The organism is Hamadaea flava (genome assembly GCF_024172085.1).
Lineage (GTDB): Bacteria > Actinomycetota > Actinomycetes > Mycobacteriales > Micromonosporaceae > Hamadaea > Hamadaea flava.
Map to the genome: position 1 here is coordinate 4,503,867 of NZ_JAMZDZ010000001.1, position 16,074 is coordinate 4,519,940.

Here is a 16,074-nt window from a genome sequence, read left to right on the forward strand (position 1 = left end):
TAAGGGTGGGTCGGCACACCGGCATCGGGGTTCCCCCCGATGCGGCCGTTTCCCACCGATGGCGGTTCCGAGCAGATCAGGGATATGCATGCTTCCGAACCCCAAGATCGCATGCATATCCCTGATCTGCCGCCAGAACTCAGGCGGCGACGAGGTCGGGAGCGTCAGCGGGAACGGGAGCGGCGGGGGCGTGTGCGCGGGCGCGGCGCGGCAGGAAGAAGCCGAGGACGAAGGCCAGCCCGATCAGCCCGAGGGTGATCAGGGTGACCGTCTTCGACGCGGCCACGGAGGTCGCCGGGTCGAAGCGCGTACCGATCGTGCCGAAGAAGACGGTGCCGAGCACGGCCACGCCCAGCGACGCGCCCAACTGCTGGAGCGACTCCAGCATCCCGGAGGCCGAGCCGACCTCGTGATCGGCGACGCCGGCCATGATGATGTCGAACAGCGGCACGAAGATCATGCCCATGCCGACGCCGTAGACGAGCAGCGGCAGGGCCAGGTCGCCGCCGTCGACACCCACGCCGGCCTGCGCGAAGACGGCGTACACCCAGGTCAGTCCGGCTGCGATGAGCGCCAGCCCGAGGTGCAGGACGTGCCGGCCGAGCTTGGCCATCGTCCCGGCGGCGAACCCGGTGCCGACGAACGCGCCGACCGCCCAGGTCGCCATGGTCAGGCTGGCCTTGACCGGGCTGTAACCCAGTCCGAGCTGCAGGAACAGGCCGATCGCGAGGGACAGACCGACGACCGCACCGAAGAAGACGATCACGAAGAGGACACCGGTCGAGTAGGACCGCTTGCTGAAGACGCTCAGTTCGACGAGCGGCGTGCGACCGGACCGCTTGCGGCGTACCTGGCTCATGACGAACACCCCGAGCACGGCCACCGACGCGGCGAGCAGGGCGAAGAGCCACGCGGGCCAGCCCAGCTCGCGGCCCTGCACCAGCGGGTAGACCAGCATCAGCATTCCGGCCCCGGCCAGCACCGCGCCGCCCACGTCCAAGCGAAGGGTACGCGCAGCGGGGCTGACGCCGAGGGGAAGTGCTTTCGCCCCGGCCAGCAGCGCGAAGAGCCCGATCGGGAGGTTGACGGCGAAGACCGCGCGCCATCCGGTGCCGAACAGGTCGGCGTCGACGAGCAGGCCGGCCACGATCGGGCCGAGGATCGTGGACAGGCCGATGATCGGGCCGAACGCGCCGAACGCCTTGCCGATCTCGTGCGGCGGGAAGAGGTCCCGGATGAGCCCGAAGCCTTGCGGGATCATGACCGCGCCGAACAGCCCTTGCAGTACGCGCGCGCCGATCAACGCCTCCGGCGACCAGGCGGCGGCGCAGGCCAGCGAGGCGACGACGAAGCCGACCACGCCGATCATGAGCATCCGGCGGCGGCCGAACATGTCGCCGAGCCGCCCGCCGGTGAGCAGCCCGACCGCCAGCGCCAAGGTGTAGGACGCGGCGATCCACTGCAGGCTGGCGTACGAGCCGCCGAGGTCGGCGCGGATGGCCGGGGCGGCCACCGTGACCACCGTCGAGTCGAGCAGGTTCATGATCGTCGCGGCGAGGATGGCGAAGAGGCCGAGCCACTTGTGATTTCTCATGCCGCTGACTCTGCCAATCCAATAGGAACACCCCGTTCCTAATGCTCCGGCAGAATGACGGCATGTTGGAAACCTCCGCCCGCCTGCTTCGTCTGCTCTCCCTCCTCCAGACCCCACGCGAATGGAGCGGCAGCGAGCTGGCCGGCCGCCTCGAAGTGAGCACCCGGACCGTCCGCAACGACGTCGACCGGCTGCGCTCGCTCGGCTATCCCGTGCACGCCACCCGGGGCGCGATCGGCGGCTACCGGCTCGGGGCGGGCGCCAACCTGCCGCCGCTGCTCCTCGACGACGAGGAGGCCGTCGCCGTCGCGGTCGGGCTGCGTACGGCGGCCACCGGTTCGGTCGCCGGGATCGAGGAGACCGCGCTCCGGGCGCTGGCCAAGCTGGAACAGGTGCTGCCGAGCCGGTTGCGCCGTCGCGTCAACACGTTGCAGAGCTACACCGTGGCAGTCGGGCCGGACCAGCCCGGTCCCCGCGTCGACGCGGCCGTGCTGACCGCGATCGCGAACGCCGCCCGCGACCACGAACGCCTGCGCTTCGACTATCGGTCGCACGACACCTCGGTCAGCCGCCGCGACGTCGAGCCCTATCGCCTCGTGACCTGGGGTCGCCGCTGGTACCTGGTCGCCTGGGACGTCGAGCGGCAGGATTGGCGTACCTTCCGGGTGGATCGGATGGAGCCGAAGATCCCGACCGGCCCACGCTTCGCTCCCCGGCCGCTGCCGGCCGAGGATCTGGCGGCGTACGTGTCACGCGGCGTCGGCTCGGCGACGTGGCGGTTCACCGCCCGGATCATCGTCCACGCCTCGGCCGAAGTGGTCGCCGAGCGGCTGCCCGCCATGCTGGGCCCGGTCGAGGCGGTCGACGACGAGCGCAGCGCGATCACGCTCGGCGCGGACAACGTGGAGATGATGGCGGTCTGGCTGGGCGCGATCGGCCACGACTTCACCGTGGTGGACTCTCCCGAACTCGTCGAGGAGCTGCGCAAGGTGGCCGATCGCTACCAGCGCGCCGCCGGGTGAGGCGAGCCGGTTCAGGCCCGGCTGCGCGCGCGGCTCATGCGCAGCCGCCGCAGCCGGTTGACCAGCACCGCGTCGTACGCCAACGCCTGCGGATCGTCCAGGAGCTTGTTGAGCTGCTGGTAGTAGCGGGTCGCGCTGACCTCGAAGGTCTCCCGGATGGCCTGTTCCTTGGCCCCGGCGTGCTTCCACCACTGCCGTTCGAAGGCCAGCATCGCCTGATCCCGTTCGGACAGCGTGACGCGCTGCGTCGGGATCGGACGCGCGGGCAGGTCCGAGTCGAGGAAGTCGTCGGACTCCTCGGCCGTCGGCACGGTCGCTTCACGTTGGGAGGGGATTATGGCTTGTCGGTGGACATCCACTTCCGCCATAAATTGACCCTCCCCGTTATCCCGAGCACGTTCGCCCAGTCTAACGGGGAAATCAAGCGACGTCTCGAACGGGAGATCAGGCGACGTCGCGGGTGCGGATCTGCCACATGGCCAGGCCCACCAAGGCAACCAGCCCGGCCCCGAAGATGGAGCCCGCCTTCTGCCAGGTGAGCACCAGGGTCGCCGGCTGGCAGATTCCGGTGTCGTAGACGCAGCTGTTCTGGTCGTAGAGCGTGACCGAGCCGTTCATCCAGGCCTGAAGGTAGTTGCCCACGAAGAACAGTTCCGGGTAGCGGACCTTCGCCATGAACAGCAGAATCGTGAGCCCGAACTGGGTGACGACGATCAGGGCGATCAGGACGCCCATCGCGACCGCCGTACGCCGCCCCAGCGACGCCAGCACGAAGCCGAAGATGGCCCCGGCCGCCACGACCCCGAGCCCGCGCAGTCCGGTGAGTCCGAAGGACTGCCAGGTACCCGACGTCATCCCGGCCGTGGTGCCGCGATAGACCGCGGTGACCCACATCGCCGCCGTCCACAGTGCTCCGACGACGATCGCCCACCCGATCAGCGAGGCGACCAGCACACCCAGCTTCGTGGCGAGGACGCGTACGCGGCGGGGCTGCCAGGTCAGCAGGTTCATCATGCTGCCGCTGCTCCACTCGGCGCCGATCGAGGAGGCTCCGATGACGAGCGCGACGAAGGCGAGGATCATCGCCCAGACCATGATCATCTCGCGGAACGACGACTTGAAGTCGAACGTGCTCGGCATGTAGTACTCGGCCCGGAAGTCCTCGGGACGCGGACCCTGGCACGCGCCTTCAGGCGCCCGACCGGCCTTGACGTCCTCCTCGCACATCTGCTTGAAGCGGTCGTTCCAGTCCTTTTCGTTCTGCTCGAATTGCTGCTGCGCCTGGGCCGCCGCGCTCGCCCGGGTCGCGTCGCTCACCTTCTGGTTGGAGAACCAGGCGCCCGCCGCGATCAGGCCGAGGATGAGCAGGCCGACCACGAGCATGACCTGGGTGACGCGCCGCTTGTGCAGGCGGCGGCGCTCGGCGCGGACGAGACTCATGCGGTCACCTCAGAGACGGGAGCGACGACGGACTGGTCCACCTGCCGGTGCTGACCGGTGACCGGGGCGGTGCCGGTGAGCTGGAGGAAGACGCTCTCCAGGTCGGCCACCACCGGGGACAGCTCGCTGACGAACAGGTCCCGGGCGGCAAGCGTACGGGTGATCTCGGCGGGCTTGGCGATCCCGGCGACCAGCAGATGATCGGGGTGGGCCGTGACCCGTCCACCGGCCTCGGTCAACGCCGCGCCAGCCGTCGCGAGATCAGCCGGCGACTCCAGGCGTACCAACACCTGACCGGTGGAATGCGCGGCCAGGACCTGCGCCACGGAGCCGGCGGTGACGCGGCGGCCGCGCGAGATGATGGTGACGCTGTCGCAGATCTGTTCGACCTCGTTGAGGATGTGGCTGGAGAGCACCACGGTCATGCCGCCCGCGGCGAGCCCGCGCATGAGGTCGCGCATCTCGCGGATGCCGCCGGGGTCGAGGCCGTTGGCCGGCTCGTCGAGGATGAGCAGACGCGGCTGCTTGAGCAGCGCGGACGCCACCGCGAGCCGCTGCTTCATGCCCAGCGAGTACGCCTTGACCTTGTCCTTGGCGCGGTCACGCAGCCCGACGAGTTCCAGGACTTCGTCCACTCTGGTCTGCGGCACGTTCCCGGCGTCGGCGAGCAGGCTGAGCGTGTCGCGCGCGGAGAAGTGCCCGAAGAACTGCGGGCTCTCGACGATGGCTCCGACCTCGCCGATCACGGCGGGCAGGTGGTCGGGTACCGGGCGGCCGAGGACGCGCATCTCGCCGCCGTTGGCCTTGATCAGGCCGAGCAGGGTACGCAGCGTCGTCGTCTTCCCGGAACCGTTGGGGCCGAGGAAGCCGTGCACCTCACCGGCCTCGACCACCATGTCGAAGCCGTCCAGGGCGGTACGCGATCCGCCGAACAGCCCACGGTAGGTCTTGTGAAGCCCGTGAATCTCGAGTACGGGAGCCATGCGGGGACAGTACAGCGCATTCCGAGCTACCGCTGACCCTCGTCAACCGCCCGGCGTTTCGTGCACCACGTTGGCAGCAGATCAGGGATATGCCTGGAATCTTGGGCCAAGATTCGACCCATATCCCTGATCCAGCGCCCGAAGGCGTGCCGAACGCGCCCGACGGGGGTCAGGCGACGATGACGGTGAGGCCGGCGTGCCGGAAGCCCTCGATCAGGTCGGGGTTGGCGCTGGAGTCGGTGACCAGTGTTTCGATCCGGTCGACCGAGCAGATCCGGGCGAACGCGTGACCGCCGAGCTTCGAGGCGTCGGCGATGATGACGACCCGTTTGGCTCGCGCCACCATCAGCGAGTTCATCGCGGCCTCGCCCTCGTGGTGGGCGGCCGCGCCCAGGGTGACGTCGAGCGCGTCCACCCCGAGCAGGGCGACGTCGAGGGTGACCTCGCGCAGGATGCCGCCGCCGAGCGGGCCGACCAGCTCGAACGACTGCGGGCGGACGACACCGCCGGTGACCACGATCTTCATCCGGGACCGGACGAGCAGTTCGTTGGCGATGTTGAGCGCGTTGGTGACCACGGTCAGCTGCGCGTCGTCCGCGCCCGACGCCAGATCGGGGCGTACGGCGAGGGCCCGGGCCACTTCGGTGGTGGTGGTGCCGCCGTTGAGGCCGACGACCATCCCCGGGCTGACCAGCGCGGCGGCGGCCGCCCCGATGCGCTGCTTCTCCTCGGAGTGCTTGGCCGTCTTGTAGCGCAGCGGCAGGTCGTAGGAGACGCCGTTGGCGACCGCGCCGCCCCGCGTACGCGTGATCATCTGCTGCTGGGCCAGCTGGTCGAAGTCGCGCCGGATGGTCGCCTGGGAGACGTCGAGGCGCTCGGCCGCCTCCTCGACTGTGACCCGGCCGGTGTCGGTCAGCAGCTCCAGCAGGGAGTTCCACCGCGCATAGCGGTCCACCGGTCGCCTCCTGCGCGTTTGGTGAGTAGTTTCGTGCACACTAATGCTCGATAACCCCGGATGCAAAGCGTGGACCTGCGCGAAGTCCGGCGCGGCTTGCGGGCGGTTCGCCGCCTCGCGCACAATGTCGCTCGAAACATCGCTGTAACGAGCTGATTTGAGCAAAGGTGGGTTCATGGCGTACGTCGATGAGGAGATCGCCAGCCAGCCGGCGTCCTGGCGACGGGCGGTCGATCTGGCCGGCGAGGCGGCCGGCGCGCTGCCCCGTCCGGGCGAACGGGTGGCCGTCGTCGGCTGCGGCACCTCCTGGTTCATGGCGATGGCGTACGCCGGGCTCCGGGAGGCAGCCGGGCTCGGCGAGACCGACGCCTTCGCCGGCTCGGAGTTCCCGCTGAACCGCGCGTACGACCGGATCGTGGCGATCACCCGCTCCGGGACGACCACCGAGGTCCTCGACCTCATCGCCGCCACCTCGATCCCGACCACGGCGATCATCGGCGACCCGGACTCGCCCGCGGTGACGGCCGCCGACGAGACCGTCCTGCTCCCCTGGGCGGACGAGAAGTCGGTGGTGCAGACCCGGTTCGCGACCAGCGCTCTCGCGCTGTTCCGGGCTCATCTCGGCGAAGACCTCAGCGGTGCGATCGCCGACGCCGAGCAGACCGTGACCGCCGAGCTGCCGCTCGACCCGACCGCCACCGAGCAGGTGACCTTCGTCGGCCGCGGCTGGACCGTCGGCCTGGCGCAGGAGGCCGCCCTGAAGTGCCGGGAGGCCGCCGCGTTCTGGACCGAGGCGTACCCGGCGATGGACTTCCGCCACGGCCCGATCTCGATCTCCGCTCCCGGCCGCGCTGTCTGGGCGTTCGGCGAGGTGCCGGCCGGTCTGGACGCCGACGTCGCCCGGACCGGCGCGACCTTCGTGAACGCCTCCGGCCGCGACCCGATGGCCGACCTGATTCTGGCCCAGCGCTTCGCCGTCGCGCTCGCCCGGCACAAGGGACTGGACCCCGACACTCCCCGGAACCTCACCCGATCGGTGATCCTGGAACCGTGAGCGAGAACTACAACGGGATGCCGGAGCCGATCGGCCGGACCGACGTCGAAGCGCAGGTGGTCATCGCCGTCGACGTCGGCGGCACCGGCATCAAATGCGCCCTGGTCACCCCCGACCACCAGGTCGTCCACTCGGAACGGCACACGACCGGCGCCGAGCGAGGCGCGGACGCGGTCGTCGAGACGATCTTGAGTGTCGTCGAAGGGCTGGCCGCCAAGGCGGTCGCCGACGACCTCGTCCCGGTGGCGGTCGGCATCTGCATTCCCGGCGTCGTGGACGAGGCCGAGGGCGTCATCCGGTACGCCGCGAACACCGGCGGCATGCGGAACGTGCCGCTGCGCGACCTCGCGACCGCCCGCGTCGGACTGCCCGTACGCGTCGGGCACGACGTGCGTACGGGTGGGTTGGCCGAGGCGACGCTGGGCGCCGGAGCCGGCTACGACCAGGTGCTCTTCATCCCCATCGGCACCGGGATCGCCGCGGCGCACATCGTCGGCGGCAAGGTGCTGGCGGGCGGCCACTGGGGTGCGGGCGAGATCGGGCACATCATCGTCCGGCCGGGCGGCCCGGTCTGCGGCTGCGGTCAGCGGGGCTGCCTCGAAGCCATCGCGTCCGCCTCGGCAGTCGGGCGGCGGTACTCCGAACGCGTCGGTGTGACAGCGTCGGCTCGCGAGGTCGCGTCGCAAGCGGCCGCCGGGGATCCCGTCGCGGCCGAGGTGTGGGCCGAGACGGTGGACGCGCTGGCGGACGCGCTGCTCACCGCGCAAGCCCTGTACGACCCGTCGCAGGTCATCATCGGCGGCGGCCTGGCCGAGGCCGGCGAGCAGCTACTCACCCCGCTCCGGCAGGCGTTGCGCGACCGGATCGCGTTCTTCACCGAGCCCGAGATCGTCCGGGCGCGGCTCGGCGACGAGGCGGGCTGCCTCGGCGCGGCTCTGCTCGCGCTGACCGTCGCCGAGTTCGACCACCCCACCGACCCCGCGGTGCTGACCCCTCTGGAGGCCGAGCTGTGACCCGGTTGAGCGGCAAGATCGTCACCCCGTCCGGCATCGTCACCGGCTCGCTGAGCGTCGAGGACGGCCGCATCGCCGCGATCACGCCCGGCAAGGCGGACACCGAGCAGTGGATCGTCCCGGGTTTCGTGGACATCCACACGCACGGCGGAGGTGGGCACACCTTCACCACCGGTGACGCCGACGCCGCCCGCGAGGTGGCCGCCTTCCACCGTGGGCACGGCACCACCACGGTGCTCGCCAGCCTGGTCAGCAGCCCGTTCGAACTGATGCGGGACGCGACGGTCGCGTACCGGCCGCTGGTCGAGGAGGGCGTCCTCGGCGGCATCCACTTCGAAGGGCCGTACCTGGCCGAGCTGCGGTGCGGGGCGCAGAATCCGGCGTACCTGCGGGATCCGTCGACCGCCGAGATCGCCGAGCTGATCAAGCTGGGCGAGGGCGCGGTCCGGATGATGACGATCGCGCCCGAGCGCGCCGGCGCCCTCGACGCCATCGGACTGCTGGTCGCCGAGGGCGTCGTGGCCGCGATCGGGCACACCGACGCCTCCTACGAGCAGGCGCTCGCCGGGATCTCCGCCGGAGCCACCGTCGCCACGCACCTGTTCAACGGCATGCGGCCCATCCACCACCGCGAACCCGGACCGATCCTGGCCCTGCTCGGCGCGGCGCAGATCGCGGTGGAACTCGTCGCCGACGGCTTCCACCTGCACGACGGGACGCTCGCCTTCGCCGCTCGTTCGGCCGGTCCGGATCGGACCCTGCTGGTCACCGACGCGATGGCCGCGGCGGGCATGCCCGACGGCGAGTACGAACTCGGCGGCCAGGCGGTCGTCGTGGCCGGTCGGCTGGCGCGCCTCGCGCGCGACGGGTCCATCGCCGGTTCCACGCTCACCATGGACGCGGCCTTCCGCCAGGCTGTGGGCGCCGGTCTCACGATCTCCGATGTGGTACGCGCGACGAGCACGACCCCGGCGGCCGTCCTCGGCCTGGACGGCGACCGCGGTTCGCTGGAAGTCGGCAAACGCGCCGACGTCGTCACGCTCTCCCCGTCCTTCGAGGTGACCTCGGTCGTGACCGCATGAGTGTCGTCTCTACCGAGGAGTTGGTGATCGCATGAGCGTCGTCTCTACTGCGGAGTTGGTGGCCGGGGCAGCGGCGAACGGCACCGGGGTGGCCGCGTTCAACGTGATCACTCTGGAGCACGCCGAGGCGATCGTCGCCGGCGCTGAGGCCGCGGGCCGGCCGGTGATCCTCCAGATCAGCGAGAACGCCGTGAAGTTCCACCACGGCAGGCTCGGCCCGATCGCCGCCGCGACGCTCGCGGTCGCCCGGGACGCGACGGTGCCGTGTGCGCTGCATCTCGATCACGTGGAGTCGGTCGAGCTGCTCAAACAGGCCCCGCAGCACGGTTTCAGCAGCGTGATGTTCGACGCGTCGACCATGGCGTACGCCGACAACGTCGCCGCGACACGCTCGGCCGCCGAGTTCGGCCACGCGCACGGGCTCTGGGTGGAGTCGGAGCTGGGCAAGGTCGGTGGCAAGAACGGCGAGGCGCCGCTGTCGGCACATGCGCCGGGAGCGCGGACGTCACCGGCCGACGCGACCGACTACGTGGCGCAGACGGGTGTGGACGGTCTCGCCGTCGCCGTCGGCTCCTCGCACGCGATGACCAGCCGCGACGCGGTCCTCGACCACGACCTGATCGCGGCCCTGCGGACGGCGGTGGAGGTGCCGCTCGTCCTGCACGGGTCGTCCGGCGTCGGCGACGACGAGCTACGCCGGGCGGTCGCGGGCGGCCTGGCGAAGGTCAACATCGGGACGGCGCTGAACATCGCGTTCACCGGTGCGGTCCGGCCGATCCTCGACGGCGACGCCAAACTGGTGGACCCGCGGAAGTACCTCAAGCCCGCCCGGGCCGCGATGGCCGATACCGTCGCCGCCTTCCTCACCCTCCTGGGCTAGTCACCGCGCCGTTTCGTTTCGCGCTGGATCAGGGATCCGGGTCGAATCTTCGCTCAAGATTCGACGTGGATCCCTGATCTGGTGGGAACGGACAGGCCGACTCGCGTCCAGGGGATGCGGGCGTACAGGCGGGCGAGGAAGAGACCCAGGAAGACGCCCGCGATGTCGTCGGTGAACCAGTGGTACGACAGGAAGACCGTCGTCCCGAAGACGATGGTCGGCGGCGCGATCAGCAGGAAACGGCGTACGCCGGTGGGCACCGCGCGGCCGAGCACGATCGCCAGCAGCGTCAGGATCGCCGGCCACCAGACGAACGTGTTCACGAGGTGCCCGGACGGATACGACCGGGAATAGTCGGCGGCGTCGTTGAAGAACTGGACGGCGATGTCCGGCGGAAACTGCGTCGAACTGGGCGCGTCCCGTTCGGACCAGATCTTCAGCGGACCCGCCCCGAGCCCGGCGAGCAGGTACGCCGCCGCCCCCGGCAACACCACCTGCACTTTCCACGTACGCACGAGGGCGGCGAGCGTGAGCCCACCCGTGAGCACCCAGGTGAGCACCCAGCCCTGGCCGAAGTGGTTCAGCGCGATGGCGACGCGTCGCGCCCCGGACGGGTCGTGATCCATGCACCAGGCCCGGATCGCCAGGTCGAGATCGTCGGTGACCCCGGCGGCGGCCAGCCAGGTGGTGACGGCCAGCCCTGCCAGCAGCAGGCCGTCCCACCACCAGGAACGCCACCGGGGGGAGATCATCCGCCCAAACTACAGCAGCCGCCCGATCGCCTGATAGATCTCGTCGATGCGTACGCCCGAGTTGGGGCAGCCGCCGAAGTGGTGCAACGCGATCACCTTGTTCGTGACCCGGGAGATCACCGGTGATCCGGACGAGCCGCCCTCGGTGTCGCAGTAGTACGACGCGTCGGTGTCGGTGTCATACCCGTCGTACGCCGGATCGACGATCTGACAGTTGCCCTGGCGGTCGGAGTCGCTCGACGCGGCGATCGCGGTCGGCTCGCCGGCCGGGTTCTGCGGGATGTAGACCTGCTCACCCTTGTTCGGCGCGCGGACGTCGAACTGGAGATAGCCGTACTGCTGGACCGAGGCGAAGTCGTCCACGGTGAACAGCGTGTAGTCCAGGCGCTTGTCGGTGGACAGGACGTGTGCGGCCCAGACCTTGGTCGGCTTGAACACCTCGTACCCGCCGCAGCGGGCGCAGGAGTAGTTGAACCACACCTCGGTGTCGGCCGCCTCGGCGTCGGTGGTGAAGCAGTGGTGGTTGGTGATCATCCGGTTGTCGGGGCCGACCCGCCAAGCGGTGCACAGCTCGGTGCCCTTGATCAGCAGCCGGGCGACCGCCTTCGAGCGCTGGTACATGACCGGATCGGTGGTCTTGTAGCAGACCGCGTCGGTCTTGTCGTCGCCGCCGCAGACGCTCTCCTCCCGCCCGGTGCGGGCGAGTTCGCGCTTGCGGTCGTCGTCGGCCTTCTTGGCCGCGCGCTCGGTGGCGGTCATGCCCCGGGCCACCTTGTCGACCGTCACGCCGAGCTGCGCGAGGCTGCCACGGAGCCCGAGGACGTCATCGGCCAGGTGCAGGCGGACGACCGCGGTGTCACCGGTGATCGACATCGCCCACTTGCCGCCCGACCCGTCGACAAGATCGTTGACGGTGTCGGTCACGCCTTCCAGCAGCTTTCCGTCGTATCGCTGGATCTCCCCGCCGTCCGGCCGGGAGACCGTCAGATAGTCGCCGGGCAGCAACGCCAACCGGGTGAAGTGGACCTTCACATAGTCGGCCCCGGGATAGCGGAAGGTCGCGTCTTTACGCGTACCCACGTAGCCGAGAGTGGTCCGCGCGGCCTCGACCTTGCCGGTCTCCTCCGCCCCGGTGGACCAGATCTGCTGCTGGGGCTGGTCGTCCGGGCGCAGCACGTGCGCGGCGGTCGCGGTGCCCGCCGCCAGCACGGCCGCGAGGCCCAGAGCGAGAGCCAGGGTACGTCGCATTCATCGCCTCCTGAGGGTGGCCGGCTTCACGGGATGTGCAACGAGCCACGATCTACTCGCGACGCGTGCGCTGATCCAGGAGGATGGTCGAGTGCGGATCACCTCGGCCCTAGTCGACCCGGCCCTGCTCGAGCTGCCCTGGCCCACGCCGCTCGAGGACTGGCCGTCGGACCACCTCGTGGCGCTGCCCCAGGGCATCTCCCGGCATGTCGTGCGTTTCGTGCGCCTCGACGGCACCGTGTACGCGGCCAAGGAGACGCGCGAGCGCATCGCGGAACGGGAGTACGACCTGCTCCGGGCGCTCGAACGGCTGGGCGCCCCGGCGGTGGAGGCGGTCGCCATCGTGGCCGACCGGGTGGCGGCCGACGGTGAGCACCTGGAGCCGGTGCTGGTGACCCGGCATCTCCAGTTCTCCCTGCCGTACCGGGCCGTCTTCTCGCACACGCTGCGCCCGGAGACGATGAACCGGCTGCTCGACGCGCTGGCAGCCCTGCTCGTCCGGCTGCACCTGCTCGGCTTCTTCTGGGGCGACTGCTCGCTGTCGAACACGCTGTTCCGCCGGGACGCCGGGGCGTTCGCGGCGTACCTGGTCGACGCGGAGACCGGCGCGCTGCACCTGCGGCTGTCCAACGGCCAGCGGGACGAGGACCTGGAGATCGCCCGGACGAACATCTTCGGAGAGTCGCTGGACCTTCAGGCGGCCGGGCTGCTGCACGAGGCGATCGACCCCGAGCAGGTCTCCGACGAGGTCGTCCGGCGCTACGAGACGCTGTGGCACGAGCTGACCCACGAGGAGAAGGTCGAGAAGGACACCCGGCGCAACATGGAGCGCCGCATCCGCCGGCTCAACGAGATGGGCTTCGACGTCGAGGAGGTCTCGATGTCGGTGGTCGACAGCCAGGTGCACATCCGGCCGAAGGTGGTCGACGCCGGCCACCACACCCGCCGCCTGCTGCGCCTGACCGGCCTGGACGCCGAGGAGAACCAGGCGCGCCGGCTGCTCAACGACCTCGACGCGTACCGGGCCGAGTCGGATCTCGCCGACGAGTCGCAGGCGGCCCACCGCTGGCTCACCGAGGTCTTCGAGCCGGTGGTCCGGGCGGTGCCCGCCGCGCTGCGGCGCAAGCTGGAGCCGCCGGAGTTGTTCGTCCAGATCATCGAGCACCGCTTCCACCTGTCGGAGAAGGCGGGCCGCGACGTCGGCCTGGCCCCGGCGGTCCAGTCATTCCTCAACGACGTCCTCGTGCACCGCCCCGACGAGCAGGCGATCCTCGGCTACGACGCCGGCGAGGACGACGAGCCCGTCGAGGAGACCGTTTCGCCGGAGTTGTAGGCCGGACTCGTCGGAGTCGCCAGCCCGGTCCGGCCGACCCCGGCCGGGCGACACGATGGGTGACAGATGTCACAGCCTCCCCGGATTCCATAGTCCCGATCGGTAGCCTGGCCTGCGCGTTCATCCCCGGGGCGGGCCCCCTCCCGCGCTGACAGGACGCAGTGGACCGACCCCCGGGGGTTCCCCCCACCGACGATGGCGAGGAACCCTCGTGACGCGACGACGCAAGCTCTGGCTCGCCGCCGCCCTAGGTGCCGTGCTCAGCACCATCCTCATCGTCGCCCCCGCCCCCGCGTCGACCGGCAAGAGCGATCCGGCCGCGGGCGCCGCCGTCACCGCGTTGATGCGTACCGGGCGGGCCGCGGTGCCCGACGGATTCGCCGCGGTCATGGGCTACACCCCGATCACCGCCACGCTGGCCGACGGGGAAGTACGCACGACCAACCCGAACGGCTCCTGCTCGGTTCCCGGCCAGGGCCGCCCGTTCGCGTTCGACATCGCCTGCAAGGCCCATGACTTCGGCTACGACCTGCTCCGGTACGCCGAACGCCGGGGTGAGCCGCTCGGCGTGGACGCGCGTACGGCGATCGACGCCCGGCTGGTCGCCGACCTGCGTACGCAGTGCGAGCAGACCACCGCCGGCTCCGAGTACGCTGCCTGCCAGGCCACCGTCGACGTGTTCGCCGCCGGAGTCGGGTTCAACTCCTGGCGGCAGATGTCCGGGCCGCCCGTCGACACCGCCGGCCTCGTGCGTACGGCCGGATTGGTGCTGCTGGGGCTGCTGCTGATCACCTTCCCCGCGCGTCGCCGCGTCCGTCGCCTCTGGCGGCGTACCCGCAGGCTCTTGATCTATCAGCGAGCCACCGCGACGGCGTGACCGATCGGGTCGTCCGGCGCCGCCGCGAGCCGTAGCAGCCGACTCAGCCCGGCTCGGGTCGCGATCACGGTGAGCCGGTCGAGCGGTTCCAGCCGGCGTTCCGTGGCCGGTGACCAGATCGGCCGGGGTTCGCCCAGCGCGCTGAGGGCGATCACGCGGGCCTCGCCGGCTGAGCCGATCTCGCCGATGGCCCGGCCGTCGAGCCGGGACCCGGGGGCGATCGGCAGCTCGGCGACGAGCAGGACCCGGCGGCCGATCGGGATGGTGGCGAGCACCTCCCGTTCGAGCAGCGAGGCCGCGAACGCCGGGGCCGCCAGCGCGGACACGCTGCGGGAGGTGCCGATGCTGAAGGTCCGTTGCAGGCGCTCGGCGAAGTCGGTGTCGAACAGGCGCACCACGACCTTGAGGCCGGGCCGCAGGGTGCGGCCGCCGAGCGCCGCCTCCAGATTGACCACGTCGTCGGTGGAGACGATGACCAGCGCGGAGCAGGTCGTGATCGAGGCGGTCCGGAGCGTCTCCTCCCGGCTGGCGTCCCCGATGATCAGTGGAATCTCCAGCTCGCGGGCCAGCGCCACGCCCCGCGCGTCGGGGTTCTTGTCGATGGCGACGACCGGTACGCCCAAGTCGTGCAGTGATCGGATGACCCGCGTGCCTACGTTGCCCAGCCCGACCACGACGACGTGGTTCTCCCGGCGGGTCAGCAGCCGCCCGGAGGACACCGCCAGCCGGGTGTTGACCAGGCCCTCGACCACCGTCGCGGTGAGCAGCGGGACGAGGGCCATCCCGGCGACCGTGACGACGAGCTGACTGATCTGGACCGCGATGTCCTCGCTGGCGTCGGCGCCGGAGAACGCCGTGAGCAGCGTTTGATAGATCCCGACCCAGACGCCCTCGCCGCTGCTGATCACCAGGCTCACCCCACCGGCCAGCAGTACGCCGAAGGTCACCGCCAACGCGATCCGCAGCGACCGGCTGACCGACTGCCGCAGGTTCCGCACGAGCGGGCCGAGACTCCACGGCCGGGCCTTGCGCAGCGGCGTACCCCGGGCGTGGCCGTTGGTCTGCCGTTCCCCGTGGGCCACCGCAAGCACCACGTCGGTAGGGCCCGGGCGGTCGACGACGGGCAGTACGTCGGGTGCCCCGTCCGGGCCGGTCTGCGACAGATCGCAGATCACGTCGCTCGGGGCGACGTCCGCCCGGGACGCGGCGTAGAGCGTACGGCCGGAGAGCCGGAAGTAGGTCGGCGCACCGTCGCCGAGCGCCGCCTGGACGAACGCCGGGGCGGCGATGGCGGAGTCGGAGATGATCGCGCAATCCCGGAACAGCTGCCGTACGCGCAGCCCGAGGCTCAGGTTGAACATCCGGATCACGATCCGCAGGCGGCTGTTGATCTCCTCGGCTCGCATCGCGGCGTGGATGTTGCCGACGTCGTCCTGCTCGGTCAGCGCCAAGCCGGCCGCGGTACGGATCCCGGCGCTGACGAAGGCCCGGTCGTCCAACCGCTCCGCGGTCACCACGCGTACGCCCGCGAGGTCGGAGAAGTCGCGGCCGGAGCGCTTCTGCGCCGGCGTCATCATCACCGTGACCTGCGCGCCGTAGCGCTGACTCAGCTCCTCCACGAGCCGATAGGTCAATGCGTTCGCGCCGCACACGACGAAGGTGTCGCCGTCACCGGCACGCCCGGACGGCCGCAACGCGGCCAGCATCTTCGGTACGCCCCGGCTGAACGGGGGCAGGGAGGCTGAGGGGGCCACGCCCGCATCGTAGGGGTTCGCAGCATCCCCCTTCATCGGGTGTTACGTGCCTGTGCAGAACGATTTGCCCGAGTTGGTCGTTGAATT

14 protein-coding genes and 1 pseudogene are annotated in these 16,074 nt (G+C 70.5%); 7 read left to right on the plus strand and 8 right to left on the minus strand.

The genetic code is table 11. The features are described from left to right. Positions 1-139: 139 nt before the first annotated feature. Positions 140-1,594 carry an MFS transporter gene (locus HDA40_RS21260; RefSeq protein WP_253758562.1) on the minus strand — a complete coding sequence of 485 codons (1,455 nt, stop codon included), beginning with the start codon at positions 1,592-1,594 and terminating at the stop codon, positions 140-142. Between the two features lie 62 nt (positions 1,595-1,656). On the opposite strand from HDA40_RS21260, the gene HDA40_RS21265 reads away from it, so the two are divergent. Next, a complete protein-coding gene (locus tag HDA40_RS21265) occupies positions 1,657-2,616 on the plus strand; it encodes a helix-turn-helix transcriptional regulator (RefSeq protein WP_253758564.1) in 960 nt (319 codons plus the stop codon). Positions 2,617-2,627: 11 nt separating this feature from the next. On the opposite strand, the pseudogene HDA40_RS21270 reads toward HDA40_RS21265, so the two are convergent. From HDA40_RS21270 to HDA40_RS21285, 4 genes and pseudogenes are all read right to left on the minus strand, one after another. Beyond that, positions 2,628-2,849: pseudogene (locus HDA40_RS21270) on the minus strand (DUF3263 domain-containing protein); the annotation flags it as partial. A 211-nt stretch (positions 2,850-3,060) separates the two neighbouring features. After that, entirely contained in the window at positions 3,061-4,056 is a 996-nt protein-coding gene (locus HDA40_RS21275) for an ABC transporter permease subunit (protein ID WP_253758566.1), read from the minus strand. Next, a complete protein-coding gene (locus HDA40_RS21280) occupies positions 4,053-5,039 on the minus strand; it encodes an ABC transporter ATP-binding protein (RefSeq protein WP_253758568.1) in 987 nt (328 codons plus the stop codon). The genes HDA40_RS21275 and HDA40_RS21280 overlap by 4 nt, the downstream gene beginning before the upstream one ends. A gap of 169 nt (positions 5,040-5,208) precedes the next feature. Further along, positions 5,209-5,994, minus strand: a complete 786-nt coding sequence (locus HDA40_RS21285; protein ID WP_253758570.1) for a DeoR/GlpR family DNA-binding transcription regulator — start codon at positions 5,992-5,994, stop codon at positions 5,209-5,211. 175 nt (positions 5,995-6,169) lie between these two features. On the opposite strand from HDA40_RS21285, the gene HDA40_RS21290 reads away from it, so the two are divergent. From HDA40_RS21290 to HDA40_RS21305, 4 genes are read left to right on the plus strand one after another with little or no spacing between them, the layout of a single operon-like run. After that, entirely contained in the window at positions 6,170-7,048 is an 879-nt protein-coding gene (locus HDA40_RS21290) for an SIS domain-containing protein (RefSeq protein ID WP_253758572.1), read from the plus strand. Positions 7,049-7,065: 17 nt separating this feature from the next. Next, positions 7,066-8,061: an ROK family protein gene (locus tag HDA40_RS21295; protein WP_253763717.1), complete on the plus strand. Its 996-nt coding sequence runs from the start codon at positions 7,066-7,068 to the stop codon at positions 8,059-8,061. Then, complete coding sequence (gene nagA, locus HDA40_RS21300; protein ID WP_253758574.1) at positions 8,058-9,143, plus strand: N-acetylglucosamine-6-phosphate deacetylase; 1,086 nt, start codon at positions 8,058-8,060, stop codon at positions 9,141-9,143. The genes HDA40_RS21295 and nagA overlap by 4 nt, the downstream gene beginning before the upstream one ends. Positions 9,144-9,174: 31 nt before the next feature. After that, complete coding sequence (locus HDA40_RS21305; RefSeq protein ID WP_253758577.1) at positions 9,175-10,023, plus strand: class II fructose-bisphosphate aldolase; 849 nt, start codon at positions 9,175-9,177, stop codon at positions 10,021-10,023. Positions 10,024-10,076: 53 nt separating this feature from the next. Here the strand turns inward: HDA40_RS21305 and HDA40_RS21310 are convergent, their stop codons facing one another. Beyond that, positions 10,077-10,775, minus strand: coding sequence for a phosphatase PAP2 family protein (locus HDA40_RS21310; protein WP_253758581.1), 699 nt, complete (start codon positions 10,773-10,775; stop codon positions 10,077-10,079). 9 nt (positions 10,776-10,784) lie between these two features. Continuing rightward, positions 10,785-12,023 carry a trypsin-like serine peptidase gene (locus HDA40_RS21315; RefSeq protein WP_253758584.1) on the minus strand — a complete coding sequence of 413 codons (1,239 nt, stop codon included), beginning with the start codon at positions 12,021-12,023 and terminating at the stop codon, positions 10,785-10,787. A 91-nt stretch (positions 12,024-12,114) separates the two neighbouring features. Between HDA40_RS21315 and HDA40_RS21320 the strand changes: the two genes are divergently transcribed. Together HDA40_RS21320 and HDA40_RS21325 are read left to right on the plus strand one after the other, a co-directional pair. Further along, entirely contained in the window at positions 12,115-13,356 is a 1,242-nt protein-coding gene (locus HDA40_RS21320) for a DUF4032 domain-containing protein (RefSeq protein WP_253758586.1), read from the plus strand. Between the two features lie 211 nt (positions 13,357-13,567). Then, on the plus strand, positions 13,568-14,233 hold the full coding sequence (locus HDA40_RS21325) for a phospholipase A2 (RefSeq protein WP_253758589.1): 666 nt from the start codon (positions 13,568-13,570) through the stop codon (positions 14,231-14,233). Here the strand turns inward: HDA40_RS21325 and HDA40_RS21330 are convergent. Beyond that, positions 14,209-15,987 carry an NAD-binding protein gene (locus HDA40_RS21330; RefSeq protein ID WP_253758591.1) on the minus strand — a complete coding sequence of 593 codons (1,779 nt, stop codon included), beginning with the start codon at positions 15,985-15,987 and terminating at the stop codon, positions 14,209-14,211. The genes HDA40_RS21325 and HDA40_RS21330 overlap by 25 nt on opposite strands. Positions 15,988-16,074: the final 87 nt, after the last annotated feature.

What these genes read in the sequence shown, in the direction of transcription:
- HDA40_RS21260 (WP_253758562.1), bottom strand. Translation starts at nt 1,594, where the DNA reads ATGAGAAATCACAAGTGGCTCGGCCTCTTCGCCATCCTCGCCGCGACG.
- HDA40_RS21265 (WP_253758564.1), top strand. Translation starts at nt 1,657, where the DNA reads ATGTTGGAAACCTCCGCCCGCCTGCTTCGTCTGCTCTCCCTCCTCCAG.
- HDA40_RS21275 (WP_253758566.1), bottom strand. Translation starts at nt 4,056, where the DNA reads ATGAGTCTCGTCCGCGCCGAGCGCCGCCGCCTGCACAAGCGGCGCGTC.
- HDA40_RS21280 (WP_253758568.1), bottom strand. Translation starts at nt 5,039, where the DNA reads ATGGCTCCCGTACTCGAGATTCACGGGCTTCACAAGACCTACCGTGGG.
- HDA40_RS21290 (WP_253758572.1), top strand. Translation starts at nt 6,170, where the DNA reads ATGGCGTACGTCGATGAGGAGATCGCCAGCCAGCCGGCGTCCTGGCGA.
- HDA40_RS21295 (WP_253763717.1), top strand. Translation starts at nt 7,066, where the DNA reads ATGCCGGAGCCGATCGGCCGGACCGACGTCGAAGCGCAGGTGGTCATC.
- HDA40_RS21305 (WP_253758577.1), top strand. Translation starts at nt 9,175, where the DNA reads ATGAGCGTCGTCTCTACTGCGGAGTTGGTGGCCGGGGCAGCGGCGAAC.
- HDA40_RS21310 (WP_253758581.1), bottom strand. Translation starts at nt 10,775, where the DNA reads ATGATCTCCCCCCGGTGGCGTTCCTGGTGGTGGGACGGCCTGCTGCTG.
- HDA40_RS21315 (WP_253758584.1), bottom strand. Translation starts at nt 12,023, where the DNA reads ATGCGACGTACCCTGGCTCTCGCTCTGGGCCTCGCGGCCGTGCTGGCG.